At 62.4% G+C, this 14139-nt stretch carries 12 protein-coding genes and 2 tRNA genes; 1 reads left to right on the forward strand and 13 read right to left on the reverse strand.

Annotated elements, in window-relative coordinates; translation table 11 throughout:
* Positions 1 to 12 precede the first annotated feature (12 nt).
* From nuoG to ACVNHC_RS12725, 9 genes are all read right to left on the reverse strand, one after another.
* Positions 13 to 2082, reverse strand: a complete 2070-nt coding sequence (gene nuoG / locus ACVNHC_RS12685; protein ID WP_457167477.1) for an NADH-quinone oxidoreductase subunit NuoG — start codon at positions 2080 to 2082, stop codon at positions 13 to 15.
* A 26-nt stretch (positions 2083 to 2108) separates the two neighbouring features.
* Positions 2109 to 3410 (reverse strand): NADH-quinone oxidoreductase subunit NuoF, encoded by a 1302-nt coding sequence (nuoF, locus tag ACVNHC_RS12690; RefSeq protein WP_050473203.1) that lies wholly within the window; start codon positions 3408 to 3410, stop codon positions 2109 to 2111.
* 10 nt (positions 3411 to 3420) lie between these two features.
* Positions 3421 to 4227, reverse strand: a complete 807-nt coding sequence (gene nuoE / locus ACVNHC_RS12695) for an NADH-quinone oxidoreductase subunit NuoE (RefSeq protein ID WP_058899697.1) — start codon at positions 4225 to 4227, stop codon at positions 3421 to 3423.
* A gap of 60 nt (positions 4228 to 4287) precedes the next feature.
* Positions 4288 to 5241 (reverse strand): FkbM family methyltransferase, encoded by a 954-nt coding sequence (locus ACVNHC_RS12700; protein ID WP_058899696.1) that lies wholly within the window; start codon positions 5239 to 5241, stop codon positions 4288 to 4290.
* A gap of 3 nt (positions 5242 to 5244) precedes the next feature.
* Positions 5245 to 6429 carry an NADH-quinone oxidoreductase subunit D gene (locus ACVNHC_RS12705; protein ID WP_058899695.1) on the reverse strand — a complete coding sequence of 395 codons (1185 nt, stop codon included), beginning with the start codon at positions 6427 to 6429 and terminating at the stop codon, positions 5245 to 5247.
* 11 nt (positions 6430 to 6440) lie between these two features.
* Entirely contained in the window at positions 6441 to 7046 is a 606-nt protein-coding gene (locus ACVNHC_RS12710) for an NADH-quinone oxidoreductase subunit C (RefSeq protein WP_050473200.1), read from the reverse strand.
* Positions 7047 to 7145: 99 nt separating this feature from the next.
* Complete coding sequence (locus ACVNHC_RS12715) at positions 7146 to 7727, reverse strand: NuoB/complex I 20 kDa subunit family protein (RefSeq protein WP_050473199.1); 582 nt, start codon at positions 7725 to 7727, stop codon at positions 7146 to 7148.
* On the reverse strand, positions 7718 to 8083 hold the full coding sequence (locus ACVNHC_RS12720) for an NADH-quinone oxidoreductase subunit A (RefSeq protein WP_026355734.1): 366 nt from the start codon (positions 8081 to 8083) through the stop codon (positions 7718 to 7720). The genes ACVNHC_RS12715 and ACVNHC_RS12720 overlap by 10 nt, the downstream gene beginning before the upstream one ends.
* Positions 8084 to 8558: 475 nt before the next feature.
* Positions 8559 to 8635: transfer RNA gene (locus ACVNHC_RS12725), tRNA-Asp, on the reverse strand.
* A 353-nt stretch (positions 8636 to 8988) separates the two neighbouring features.
* On the opposite strand from ACVNHC_RS12725, the gene ACVNHC_RS12730 reads away from it, so the two are divergent.
* Positions 8989 to 10677, forward strand: a complete 1689-nt coding sequence (locus ACVNHC_RS12730) for a methyl-accepting chemotaxis protein (protein ID WP_050473198.1) — start codon at positions 8989 to 8991, stop codon at positions 10675 to 10677.
* A 106-nt stretch (positions 10678 to 10783) separates the two neighbouring features.
* Here ACVNHC_RS12730 and ACVNHC_RS12735 read toward each other — a convergent pair whose 3' ends face one another.
* The 4 genes from ACVNHC_RS12735 to ACVNHC_RS12750 all read right to left on the reverse strand — a co-directional run bounded on the left by ACVNHC_RS12735 (position 10784) and on the right by ACVNHC_RS12750 (position 14060).
* The gene (locus tag ACVNHC_RS12735; protein WP_050473197.1) at positions 10784 to 12091 is read right to left on the reverse strand and encodes a sensor domain-containing diguanylate cyclase; all 1308 of its coding nucleotides are present in this window, start codon (positions 12089 to 12091) and stop codon (positions 10784 to 10786) included.
* Positions 12063 to 12881, reverse strand: a complete 819-nt coding sequence (locus ACVNHC_RS12740; protein WP_050473196.1) for an alpha/beta fold hydrolase — start codon at positions 12879 to 12881, stop codon at positions 12063 to 12065. Before ACVNHC_RS12740 ends, ACVNHC_RS12735 begins: the two co-directional genes overlap by 29 nt.
* 306 nt (positions 12882 to 13187) lie before the next feature.
* Positions 13188 to 13263: transfer RNA gene (locus ACVNHC_RS12745), tRNA-Val, on the reverse strand.
* A 521-nt stretch (positions 13264 to 13784) separates the two neighbouring features.
* Positions 13785 to 14060: an HU family DNA-binding protein gene (locus ACVNHC_RS12750; RefSeq protein WP_019964686.1), complete on the reverse strand. Its 276-nt coding sequence runs from the start codon at positions 14058 to 14060 to the stop codon at positions 13785 to 13787.
* Positions 14061 to 14139 lie beyond the last annotated feature (79 nt).

A 14139-nucleotide genomic window follows, 5' to 3' on the forward strand; every position in this document is an offset into this window, starting at 1 on the left:
GTCCCCTGCCCCTTATTCCGCAGCCGCCGCCAGGCGCGACTTGGCCAGTGCGGAACATTCCGCCATGACCTTCGACGCGCGGGCGATCGGGTTCGTCAGATAGAAGTCGCTGATCACGTTGGTGAAGGCGACGGAGTTGGTCTTGCCGCCAAGGCCGGCCAGAGCCTCCACGTCAGCCGGGCTGCCGGCTGCGATGGTGTCGATGGCCGCCATGTGCGGGAATGCCTCGAAGAGCTTGGCGCGCAGCTGCGCCAGGCTGTCGAACGGCAGAGCCTTGCCGAGAACCGCAGACAGGGCACGCAGGATGGCCCAGTCTTCACGCGCTTCACCCGGGGGGAAGCCGGCACGGTCGCCCAGCTGGACGCGGCCTTCAAGGTTCACGTAAAGGCCGGACTTCTCGGTATAGGCAGCGCCCGGCAGGATGACGTCGGCGCGGTGGGCACCCTTGTCCCCATGGGTGCCCTGATAGACCACGAAAGCCCCGGCCGGGATCTCGATCTCGTCGACGCCCAGCAGGAACAGCACGTCGAGGCTGTTTTCAGCCAGGATCTGGCCGGTCGACAGGCCGCCCTCGCCCGGCACGAAGCCGATGTCGAGCGCGCCGACCTGAGCGGCTTCCGTGTGCAGGACGCTGAAGCCGTTCCAGTCTTCCCGGACCGCGCCGCGCGACTGGGCCAGCTTGGCCGCCAGCGACAGAACAGCGGCCCCGTCCGGACGGTTGATCGCGCCCTGACCCACGATGATGAGCGGCTTCTTTGCACCGGCAAGGAAGGACGCATCGTCGATGAGCGAAGCCAGCGTGTCGGGGCCAGCACCCTTGTAGGTGGCCGGATAGGTGAGATCGGCGTTCTGGCCGATCACGGAAATCTCGACATTGCCCTTGACCCAGCGCTTGCGCAGACGGGCGTTGAGCACCGGAGCTTCGAGGCGCGGGTTGGTGCCGATCAGAACGATGGCATCGGCCTCGTCGATCCCGGCAACCGTGGCGTTGAACAGATAGCTGGCGCGGCCATTCTTGGGATGCAGCGGCGAGCCGGGGAAGCGGCTGTCGATGTTCTTCACACCGAGGCTGTCCATCAGGCTCTTCAGCGCAAACAGCTCTTCGACGCTGGACAGCTGGCCGGCGAGCGCGCCGGTCTTGTCAGCAGTGGTGGCCTTCACCTTGTCCGCGATGACCTGGAAGGCTTCGCTCCAGCTCACCGGAACCAGCTTGCCGTCCTTGCGGGCGTAGGGCCGGTCGAGGCGCTGGGTCTTGAGGCCGTCCCAGATGTAGCGGGACTTGTCCGAGATCCACTCCTCGTTCACCTCGTCGTTGAGGCGCGGCATGATGCGCATCACTTCGCGGCCACGGGTGTCGACGCGGATGGCAGAGCCGAGCGCGTCCATGACGTCGACGCTTTCCGTCTTCACCAGTTCCCAGGGACGGGCATTGAATTCGTAAGGCTTGTGCGTCAGCGCGCCCACCGGGCACAGGTCGGCCACGTTGCCCTGCATTTCGGAGGACAGCGCGGCTTCCAGATAGGTGGTGATCTCCGCATCCTCGCCGCGGCCGATCAGGCCCATGTCGGCAACGCCGCAGACTTCCGTGGTGAAACGGACGCAGCGCGTGCAGTGGATGCAGCGGGTCATGATGGTCTTGACCAGCGGGCCGAGGTGCTTGTTCTCGACAGCGCGCTTGTTTTCGGCAAAGCGCGAGCTGTCCACACCATAGGCCATGGCCTGGTCCTGAAGGTCGCACTCGCCGCCCTGGTCACAGATCGGGCAGTCCAGCGGGTGGTTGATGAGCAGGAACTCCATCACCCCTTCGCGGGCCTTCTTGACCATCGGGCTCTTGGTCAGCACCACCGGCGGCTCGCCGTTCGGGCCGGGCCTGAGGTCCCGCACGCCCATGGCGCAGGAGGCGGTCGGCTTCGGGGGCCCGCCCTTCACTTCCACAAGGCACATGCGGCAGTTGCCGGCAATCGACAGCCGGTCGTGGTAGCAGAAACGCGGCACTTCCGCGCCTGCTTCCTCGCAGGCCTGCAGCAGCGTGTAATCCGCCGGGACGTCAACTTCCTTGCCGTCGATGATCAGCTTTGTCATCGCCTGTCTCCGAATTCCGTTCCCGGTTACTCTGCCGCAGCCAAGGCCTTGGGAGCCTTGGTCTTGGCCACGTAGTCGTCAATGCGGGCCTCGATCACAGGCCGGAAGTTCTTGATCAGGCCCTGGATCGGCCAGGCTGCCGCATCGCCAAGGGCGCAGATCGTGTGACCTTCCACCTGCTTGGTGACGTTGAACAGCATGTCGATTTCCTCACGCGAGGACTGGCCCTTGACCATGCGCTCCATGACGCGCCACATCCAGCCGGTGCCTTCACGGCACGGCGTGCACTGGCCGCAGCTCTCGTGCTTGTAGAAGTAGCTGAGGCGCGCAATCGCCTTGATGATGTCGGTGGACTTGTCCATGACGATCACCGCCGCCGTGCCGAGGCCGGAGCCGAGGCCGCGCAGGGTGTCGAAGTCCATGGCCGTGTCCTTGATTTGCTCGCCGGTGAGGCAGGGAACGGACGAGCCGCCCGGGATCACCGCCAGCAGATTGTCCCAGCCACCGCGAATGCCGCCGCAGTGCTTCTCGATGAGTTCGCTGAACGGAATGCCCAGCTCCTCCTCGACCGTGCAGGGACGGTTGACGTGGCCGGACACGCAGAACAGCTTCGTGCCCGCATTGTTCGGTTTGCCGAGACCGGAGAACCAGACCGCGCCACGGCGCAGGATCGTCGGGGAAACGGCGATCGATTCCACGTTGTTCACGGTGGTCGGGCAGCCATAGAGGCCGACGTTCGCCGGGAACGGCGGCTTCAGGCGCGGCTGGCCCTTCTTGCCCTCAAGGCTTTCGAGCAGCGCGGTCTCTTCACCGCAGATATAGGCACCTGCGCCGTGATGGACGTAGATGTCGAAGTCGTAGCCGTTCTTGTTGTTCTTGCCGATCAGCCCGGCGTCATAGGCCTGATCGATGGCAGCCTGCAGGCGCTCGCGCTCACGGATGAACTCGCCGCGCACATAGATGTAGGCGGCAATGGCGCCCATGGCGAAACCGGCGATCAGGCAGCCCTCGACCAGCGTGTGCGGGTCGTGGCGCAGGATCTCGCGGTCCTTGCAGGTACCCGGCTCGGACTCGTCCGCATTGACCACCAGATAGGACGGGCGGCCGTCGCTGGCCTTGGGCATGAAGGACCACTTGAGGCCGGTCGGGAAGCCGGCGCCACCGCGCCCGCGCAGACCCGAACTCTTCATCTCCTCGATGATCCAGTCGCGGCCCTTTTCGATCAGCCCCTTGGTGTTGTCCCAATGGCCACGCTTGCGGGCGCCCTCAAGGCCCCAGTCGTGCAAGCCGTAGATATTGGTGAAGATCCGATCCTGATCCTTCAGCATCTTGCCTCTCTCACCCCTCGTTCTTGGCTGCGGCTTCAGCAGCCTTGCGGGCGGCCACTTCGGCCTTCACACGTGCAACTGACACTTCAGCCGAATCCGGTACGCCGTTGAAATCCTTGCCGCCACCGTTGATCGACGGACCGGCGAAGGCGTGCGAAGCCTTCTCGGCGCCATCCACCACATGCGGTACGGGAAGAACGCCCTGCGTGTCGTCGGCAATGTCCGTCAGCGACGTCGGGCCGCCTTCGGGAGCACCGAAACGGCGGTCGATCTGCGGGCCGGGCGTCACTTCGCGGCCGGCGGAAATGTCGTCGATGAGCTTTTCAAGGCTCTCGGGCGTCAGGTCCTCGTAGGTGTCCTTGAAGATCTGCACCATGGGCGCGTTCACGCAGGCACCAAGGCACTCGACCTCTTCCCAGGAGAAATTGCCGTCAGCCGACAGATCATGCGCATGAGCGGCGATCTTCGACTTGCACACGCGGATCAGGTCTTCCGCGCCGCGCAGCTGGCAGGGCGTGGTGCCGCACACCTGGATATGCGCCTTCTTGCCCACCGGCTGCAGCTGGAACATGGTGTAGAACGTCGCCACTTCCAGCACGCGGATGTGCGGCATGCCCAGCATTTCCGCGATGTAGCGGATCGCCGGCTCGCTCACCCAGCCTTCGTTCTGTTCCTGCGCGCGCCACAAAAGCGGGATCACGGCCGAGGCCTGACGGCCAGCCGGGTAACGGTCGATCACCTTCTTCGCCCAAGCGAGATTTTCCGCCGTGAAAGCAAAGCTTTCAGGTTGTTCAGCGGCAAGTCTGCGAACCGCCATGGTCCTTTTCCCCGTTCCGTGCCCTGTGGGCCGCTGCCACTCCGGTCCTGCCCGGCGCCCCTACCCTCTTGCGAGGGATTCGAGACGGTCGAGCCAGAAGCGGCTGCGTGTGGCGAAGAAGTCGTAACCTCTGCGCCGGTTGGTCTTGATACGGTCCAGCTCACCGAGCGGGCCGAGTTCAAAAAAGTCGTGTCCGGCATGGCCGAACAACCGCATTCCGCAGTCCTCGCGCAAGTAGCGCGAAACGGCATGGCTGCGGTCGCTGCCATGCTCCTCGTAGATCACGAGCACATCGCGCATCAGAAGCGCCACACCACCGCGCAGCGCCTCGATCTCGATGCCCTCCACATCCAGCTTCAGGACCAGCGGCCCCTCCTGCGGAATGTGTCCATCGTCCACGAGGCGGTCCAGCGTGACCGAAAGAACCTCGCCCTTCGGCTCCACACCAGCCTGAGGCACAACGGATCGCGCCTCATGCTTGGCCCCGTAGAAACGGAGCACATCGTCATCCCGTCCGGCCACCGCCCGGTTGAGGCAGGTGACCCTGCCGCCGTTCGCCGCCACATTCGCCTCAAGCAGCGCGAAACTGGCGGGATCCAGCTCGATTGCGGCCGCCTTGTGCCGGCCAAACCGCTCACTGGTCACCTTCAGCGACCAGTATCCGTAATTGGCACCGCAATCGATGAAGGCGTACTCACAATCCTTCACCGCCAGCAGCAGCGCCTCCACCTCTTCCTCGTAGGTATCGCGAGGATCCAGCAGAAGCCCCCAATAGCCGTCGCCATAAGGGAAGCAGAACGTCATGTCCTGCGTGAACCTGACAGCCACCTTGCGGCGGCTTGGCAGCAGGCAGCGGATCAGCCGCGCCGCATGCGAGAACCCCAGATCGTCCAGCGGCCGCAGCGCCTTGGCTGCCATCCGTGTCAGAACCAGTCCCGCGTGCTCCACCGGCGTCGCATCCGAGATGGCGCCGCTGGCCTTGTCCACGCAGATCGGGGCTCCTGTCAGATCCATTCCCTAGCGGTCGACCTCCCCGAACACGATATCGAGCGAGCCGAGCACTGCGGAAATGTCGGCCAGCTGATGCCCGCGGCAGAGGAAATCCATCGCCTGGAGATGGCTGTAACCCGGCGCCTTGATCTTGCAGCGGTACGGTTTGTTGGTGCCATCCGCCACGAGATAGACGCCGAACTCACCCTTCGGCGCTTCCACGGCGGCGTAAACTTCGCCAGCCGGCACGTGGTAGCCTTCCGTGTAGAGCTTGAAGTGGTGGATGAGCGCTTCCATCGACCGCTTCATCTCGCCCCGCTTCGGCGGCACGATCTTGCCATCGGTGGACGAGACCGGACCGGTCTCCTTGGTCAGGCGCTCAAGGCACTGCTTCATGATGCGGATCGACTGGCGCATCTCTTCCATGCGGATGAGATAACGGTCGTAGCAGTCACCGTTCTTGCCGATCGGAATGTCGAAGTCGAGGTCGCCGTAGCACTCATAGGGCTGCGACTTGCGCAGGTCCCAGGCAGCGCCCGAGCCGCGCACCATGACGCCCGAGAAGCCCCAGGCCCAGGCCTCTTCCAGCGTCACAACGCCGATATCGACGTTACGCTGCTTGAAGATGCGGTTGTCGGTGAGAAGGCCGTCGATATCGTCCAGCGTCTGCAGGAACGGATCGCAGAAGTCCCAGATATCATCCAGCAGCTGGCGCGGCAGATCCTGATGGATGCCGCCCGGCCGGACGAAGGCAGCGTGCATGCGCGCGCCGCAGGCCCGCTCATAGAACACCATCAGCTCTTCACGCGGCTCGAAACCCCAGAGCGGCGGCGTCAGCGCGCCAACGTCCATGGCCTGCGTCGTCACGTTGAGCAGATGCGACAGGATACGGCCGATTTCCGAGTAGAGCACACGGATCAGCTGCCCGCGCATCGGCACGGTGATGCCGAGCAGACGCTCCACCGCCAGGGCAAAGGCATGCTCCTGGTTCATCGGCGCCACGTAGTCGAGGCGGTCGAAATAGGGAACCGCCTGCAGATAGGTCTTCTGCTCGATCAGCTTCTCGGTGCCGCGGTGCAGCAGGCCGATATGCGGATCAACGCGCGTCACCACTTCGCCGTCCAGTTCCAGCACAAGACGCAGCACGCCATGCGCCGCCGGATGCTGCGGACCGAAGTTGATGTTGAAATTGCGAACCTGAGCCTCAGCCATGCCGCCCGCCCTTAATTCGTCGTTGCCTTCTCATCGCCGGGAAGCACGTAGTCCGTGCCTTCCCAGGGCGAGAGAAAGTCGAAGTTGCGGAATTCCTGTGTCAGCCGGACCGGCTCATAGACGACGCGCTTCTTGTCGTCGTCATAGCGCACTTCCACGTAACCGGTTACGGGGAAGTCCTTGCGCAGCGGATGGCCGTCGAAGCCGTAGTCCGTCAGGATGCGGCGCAGATCCGGGTGGCCGGAGAAGAGAATGCCGTACATGTCGTAGGCTTCGCGCTCGAACCACTCGGCACCGGGGAAGACCGGCGTCAGCGACGGAACCGGCGTGTCCTCGTCGGTCGCCACCTTCACGCGGATGCGCTGGTTCTGCACCGGCGACAGGAAGTGGTAGACGACATCGAAGCGCTTGTCGCGGAAGGGATAATCCACACCGCAAATGTCCGTCAGATTGACGAACTTGCAGCTCGCGTCATCACGCAGGAAACGCACCACATCGATGATGTCCTGGGCCGGAACGGTCAGCGTCAGCTCGCCATAGGCAACCTGCCACGACAACAACCGGTCCTTCAGCGCCAGCCCGATATGCTCGCCGAGTTCCTTCAGCGTCTCGTCCATCGTTTTGTTCCCGACCCTTCCGGACCTGACGGCGCGGATCCCTCAACCCGCACCCTTGCATTCTACACGGTGCTGCCCGGGCCTTGCGCCCGGACGGCTTTAGCGTTCGATCGTGCCTGTGCGGCGGATCTTCTTCTGCAGCATCAGCACGCCGTAAAGCAGCGCCTCTGCTGTCGGCGGGCAGCCCGGGACATAAATGTCAACCGGCACGATGCGGTCGCAACCGCGCACCACCGAATAGGAATAGTGATAATAGCCGCCGCCATTGGCGCAGGAGCCCATGGAGATGACGTAGCGCGGCTCCGGCATCTGGTCGTAGACCTTGCGAAGCGCGGGCGCCATCTTGTTGGTCAGCGTGCCGGCGACGATCATCACGTCGGACTGGCGCGGGCTGGCGCGCGGAGCAAAGCCGAAACGCTCCGCGTCATAGCGCGGCATCGACATCTGCATCATTTCCACGGCGCAGCAGGCCAGACCGAAGGTCATCCACATCAGCGAGCCGGTGCGGGCCCACTGGATGAGGCTCTCGGTCGAGGTGACCAGAAAGCCCTTGTCGGCCAGTTCGTCATTGACCTGCATGAAGAAGGCATCGGAAGCCCCGGCGGGCTTGCCGGTGGCCGGATCGATCACACCCTTCGGAGCGGGTGCGACCAGCGTGCCCGAAGACGTGGTCAGTCCCATTCCAGAGCCCCCTTCTTCCATTCATAGATAAAGCCGATGGTCAGCACACCAAGGAAGGTCATCATCGACCAGAAGCCGAGCCAGCCCAGATCCCCGAACACAACCGCCCAGGGGAAGAGGAAAGCAACTTCCAGATCAAAGATGATGAACAGGATGGACACCAGATAGAAGCGCACATCAAACTTCATGCGCGCATCGTCAAAGGCGTTGAATCCGCACTCGTAGGCCGACAGTTTTTCAGGATCCGGCTTGGAATAGGCCAGCAAAAACGGCGACACCAGCAGCGCCAGGCCAATGACCAGCGCAATACCGATGAAGACGGCAATCGGGAGATAATCCCGCAACAGATCTTCCATGTCTTTCGCGTCCTTGCACTTGGCGGGCCGGATCGGGAGGAGATCCGGTGGTTCCGGCACGTGCCCCACTCATAGGAGTACGACTCGAGCCTGTCAAACGCCCCGATTTTACCAACATGCGAGCGCACGCTTAGCTCACGCGCATGGGCAACGCAAGAGCCGAAAGCAGACAGCGCAATCGCCTGCAGAAGCCAGCTGCCGCCGCCATCACCGGAAAACCATGCCTCCGCTACGGCAGAAGAGCACTACGCATATCCTCTTACAGACAAGCTAGAGCGCAAACCGCATTGGGAAAGCCCCTGCGAGCCTCCGAAACGCCCCAGTCCACCATCCGGGCCAGCCTCCAGCGCCGCGGCCAACCGCCGCAGCCCCTGTCCGCCGCCCCGCCCCGCCGGGCGGACATTTCATAAACGTGGAAAGTTTTTACCGGACATGAAAAAAGCCCCGCAAAGGGGGCTTCATCAAGTTCCGTAAGTGGCGCGAGTGACGGGGCTCGAACCCGCGACCTCCGGCGTGACAGGCCGGCACTCTAACCAACTGAGCTACACCCGCTTCGTTTCCCCCGCAGCAACCTTCCGGCGCCGCGAAGTGGTGCCGATGTACGGCGGCCCCGGACGGAAGTCAAGCACCCCTGAACCGGCGAATGACCTGTTTTTCAAAAAAGGCAGAAAACCGCCATCCCGCATCGGCGGATCGGCTGCAGCTCTGTGGATAAATTCTCACCGCGCGCAAAAAGCTGCAGACTTATCCAGAAAACCATCAGCCACCACACATCCGGAGATTCACATTCGCAGACGAATGCAACCAGGACAATACATAAAACTAACGTAGCGTTTTTCTGAATTATTAAGCGATAGACCGCATAGTTCCGCTGGGACGGACCCTGCATCTGAGGAATTTTAAAAATGAAATTCGGAACACCCAAGACTGTCAGCGGCAAACTCTATGCCCTGGTCGGATTGTTCAGTCTGTGTTTCGCGGCTGCCTTTGCGTACCAGCTCTATGCACTTGGCGAAAACCTGAACGCCTTCAAGCGTACGGAAATCAAGAGTGTTGTTGAGGCGGCGCAGAATGTGGCTCTCACCTATCAGGCCCGCGCGGCCAAGGGCGAGATGAGCGAATCCGACGCACAGCTTGCTGCCCGCAACGCCCTGCGCGGCATGCTCTATAATTCCGGCAAGGATTATGTCTTCGTCTATGACGCTGCCGGCACCAGCCTCGTCCATCCGGCCAAGCCTGACAATGAAGGCAAGAACCTGATCAACTCCACCGATGGAGATGGCAAGCAGCACATCCGCGAGTTCGTGACGGAGGCGAAGGCGAAGGGCAGTGCCTATGTCGCCTATTCCTGGAAGGATCCGAACAACGTGGTGCTGCCGAAGGTGAGCTATGTCTCCTATTTCCAGCCCTGGGACTGGGTGCTGGGCTCCGGCGTGCTTCTGGAAGACATCAACGCGGCCTACTGGCGCACGGCCATCAGCAGCGCCGGCCTCATGGCTGTGCTGGTTCTGGCCTGTGTGACGCTCGCCGTTCTCGTCGCCCGCTCCATCGCCCGCCCGCTGCGCAGCCTGTCGCTGCGCATGCTGGAGATCGCTGACGGCAACTTCGGCTCGCAGATTGATGGCACGGGCCGCGAGGATGAAATCGGTGACATGATCCGGTCCGTCAACGTGTTCCGCGACAATGGCCTTACCCGGCAGCAGCTGGAAAGCCAGAGCGAAGCCGACCGTCTGCGCGAGCATCAGCGCCAGGAGGCGATTGCCCGCCTGATCGAGAATTTCCAGGTCGAGTCGCAGCAGGCACTCAGTGTCGTCGCCGAAAACACCGGCCGCCTCAATGAGGCAGCTGTTGCCCTGAAGCAGATCGCAACACGCACGGAAGAAACCTCCGGCAGCGCAGCGGCCGCCTCCGAACAGGCCACCGCCAATGTGCAGACCGTCGCCTCGGCCGCAGAGGAGCTCTCCGCCTCCATCGGCGAGATCAACCGTCAGGTCAGCCAGAGCAGCATCATCGTCGGCAAAGCCACCACCAGTGCCGCCCAGTCGAACCAGAAGGTCGCCAGCCTTGACGCTGCCGCTCAGAAGATCGGCGAGGTCGTCAGCCTTATCCAGGCGATTGCCGAACAGACCAACCTGCTCGCCCTCAACGCCACGATCGAGGCGGCCCGCGCCGGTGAGGCCGGCAAGGGCTTTGCTGTCGTCGCCGCGGAAGTGAAGGAACTGGCCAACCAGACCTCAAAGGCAACGGAAGAAATCTCCTCGCAGATCTCCGCCATCCAGGCCTCGACCCGTGAAACGGTTGCCGTGATCGAAGAGATCACCGACATCATGGAAGAGGTGAATGGCTACACCGGCGCCATTGCCGGGGCCGTGGACGAGCAGGGCAAGGCGACGCGGGAAATCTCCGCCAACGTTCAGGAAGCCGCTCAGGGAACCCGTATGGCCACGGAAAACATGCATCACGTCGCCGACGGGGCAACCCGCACCGCGCAGACAGCGGAAGACGTGCTGCAGAACTCCGGCCAGACCGCCAAGAGCACCGAGGACCTGCGCAACCGCATCGAAACCTTCCTGCGCGCTGTCGCTGCCGCTTGACATCAGACCCGGCGGGTAGTCCCCTGCCCTCCACATACAGAAACCGGCGGATCACTCCGCCGGTTTTTTGCTGGGCAGGCGTCTGCTGCAGTCCCTGGCCGGACCGTCAGATGTCCGCTCCCGCCTCAAGACGGAACATGGCGAACTGATTCTTGCCGTTTTTCTTGGCCGCATACATTGCGCAATCAGCCGCGTGCAGAAGCAGATCGCTTTCGCATCCGTCGGACGGATAGTGCGCAATGCCGATGGATGCGCTCACGCAGACCGCCTCCTTCCCGATATCGATCGGACGGGCGATATCCGTCAGCAGATGCTGGGCCAGCGCTCTCACCGCATCAACTCCGGAGTTGGCGTCAACAATCAGCGCGAATTCATCGCCGCCAAGACGAAAGCTGCCTGCGCTGGCACACAGGCTGATGCGGCGGCTTACTTCCTTGAGAACATCGTCCCCGGCGCGGTGGCCATAGGTGTCATTGACGGCCTTGAAGCCATCAAGATCAATGATCAGCAGAAAGAACTCAGCCGCTTTGCCCTTGGGCTCCGTCCGGCCCGACAGTTCTGCATTGAAATGATAGCGGTTGCCCAGGCTGGTGATCTGGTCGAAATGGGCTGCGCGCCACAGGTCGAGCTGACTGTTATAGGCGTCCGTGATGTCCTGCAGAACGCCCTGAATCACCGGCTCGCCGAGCTGGTTGACGCTGCCATGGCCTGCAATCTTGAAACGGCGGACCAGACCTGACGGATGGCTGAACTCCACTTCATGGGACACGGGCGCCAGGCTCGGCAGATCCGGCTGCGCCAGCATATCCTCGATCATCCTGCGGACGGCCGGTGCAAAGGGCCGCAGAGCCGTTTCAAGATCGATATCCGTGCCGCTGCTGATTCCGTAAAGTTCATAGGTCCGGCCGGACCAGAGCATCCGTCCCGTCCGGATCTCGTAGGTCCATGCTCCGATGCCTGAAAGAGCCTCAAGCTGGGCAAGCCAGGCGGCGCGCCGCTCGGCATCGCTCTTGAGGCTGAGCAGTTGCTCTTCAAAGGAGCGCCGCTCCGGCGCCGGAAAAACGGCAACATCGTAGAGCCGCGGCGAGACCCCGGTCCGGACCGTCATGTTGACCAGAACGGGCGTGGACGAAGACGCAGCCTGCAGGCTGAGCGCGACTTCAAAACAGGCGCCTTCGATGTGCAGCAGCGGCGCCAGAACACTTTCGAAATAGATCTGGCTTGGCCTGCTCAGGAAGCTGCTGAAGCGCTTGCCTTCAGCTTCACTTTCGCCGGTTCCGGCAAGGCGGCAGAACAGCCTGTTGGCACGGGTGACGCGGAAGGAGGCATCCGTGACCGCAAGCGCGCAAGGAGCATCATACCATGCGTCAAGAAGCCCGGAGACGTCAGCTGAGGGGGATGGGGAGCCCGGCATAGCACCTGATCTCTTCAATGACTTCGGCAGGATGGCTCACATGCGGGCAATGGCCCGTAACCTTGAGCTCGACGAACTGCGCATTGGGCATCTGCGTGGCCACATAGCGGCCGGCACTCTGCGGCGCGATGACATCATCGGAGCACTGGATGACCAGAGCCGGCGTGGTGACAGACGCCAGATCGTTGCGGTTGTCACTCCAGAACGTCAGGGCTGCAAAATGCTGTGCGACATCAGGATCCGTCCGGCAGAAGCTCTCCTCCAGAACCGCCGTCAGTTCCGGGCGTTCCGGATTGCCCATGATCAGCGGCGCAATCCCTTTCGTCCAGCCGAGATAGTTCGACCGCATTGCCTCGATCAGGCCTTCAATATCCGCCGCATTGAAGCCTCCCTGATACGCGCCATCATTCACATAACACGGGGACGGACCGATCAGCACCAGCTGCCTGAACAGATCCGGCCGCTTCCCGGCCGCCAGAACACCAATCATGGCGCTGACGGAATGGCCAACGAATATGACCGGCTCGGAACAGACATGCTCAATCAGCTCGATACAGTCATCCGCATAATCGGCAAGCGACTGATACCGTTCATAGCTGAAACAGCTGTGATCCGAATTGCCGAACCCGATCAGGTCAAACAGAATCACCTGGCTGGACGCTTCAAAGGCGGGAGCCACATCCTTCCACATGGTCTGATCACACCCGAGGCCATGGGCAAAGACGATCGGAACGCCGCCCTTGCCGCGCAGCGTCACCGCATATTTCCTTGAAACGTCCTGCACGCTCATACAGCAATCCTCACAGCCCACACCCTGCAGTTTAAGGACTTGCAATTAGGCAGGAGTAAAAATTTATCTGCAAACTGCACAATGTTCTACAATAAGGTTATAAAACAAGGGCTTGGCAGGCAAGGCAACCCAATAACACTGACACGCCGAAGCCGCACGGAAACAGCACGCCTTGACGCTATGAAGCCGCTGCACCAACGCAGCAAAGGCCAGATCGGCTGATTGTCAGGGATTTGCTCAAGCCCGTGCGTCGCTTGAGCCTTTTCAAGGCGTGATGCGTCAGCAGCTCGGCGGCTTGGTACAAGATGGTGGGCGGTGAGAGACTCGAACTCCCGACATCCTCGGTGTAAACGAGGCGCTCTACCAACTGAGCTAACCGCCCGGCACTGATGGCCAGCCGGATCAGGGCGATCCGGAAGCCCGTCTTTTAGGGGCAATGATCCGGCTTGGCAAGGGCCAAGCGGCCTTCATGCGCTTTTCCTGAGGGCTCTGGATAACCTGTTGATGGCGGTGCGGCAGACGCGCTGCCGGTGGCGGAAAACCGCGGTTTCTCACCTTCCCGCAATCAACTTCCCTCATTGCACCCAGCTCAAGCCCTTGCGGCGTTGGAGCATTTTCAGGGCGGGATACGCCGGCATCGCAAGACCTGGCTTTACAGCCACCGGTGCCAGCCGCAGGTGCCCGCCTCTCCCCTGCCCGCCTCCCTCTTGCCCGCCTCCCTCTTGCCCGCCTCCCTCTTGCCCGGCGGAACGGAAAAACCCGCGCATGGAGACCATACGCGGGTTTTCGGGCGGGTTGAGCACCAGGCTCCGGATGCAGATGCTGCCGGGACGCGGCGGCTCAGCGCCGCACGGGCTTTACCGTGCCGCCCGAAGGCGGCCCGGTAAAGGCTCCGGAACTGCCTCAGGCGTTCACGGCGTCCTTGAGGCCCTTGCCGGCCTTGAACTTCGGCGTCTTGGAAGCCGGGATCTGGATCGTTTCGCCAGTGCGCGGGTTGCGGCCTTCGGTGGCTGCACGCTCGGAAACCGAGAAGTTGCCAAAGCCGATGATGCGGACTTCGTCACCGCCCTTGAGCGCCTGGGTCACGGCGTCGAACGTGGCGTCGACGGCTTCACCGGCCTGAGCCTTGGTCAGGCCAGTCTTCTCAGCCACGGCCGCGATCAGATCGTTCTTGTTCATAGCAGTCCCTTTCTACAAAACGGCGGAAAGCAGGCGATTCTCGCCAAAGCCGCTGGCCGGAAATTCGTGCGAAACAGAC

The sequence above is a fragment of the Pannonibacter sp. Q-1 genome (assembly GCF_054073275.1).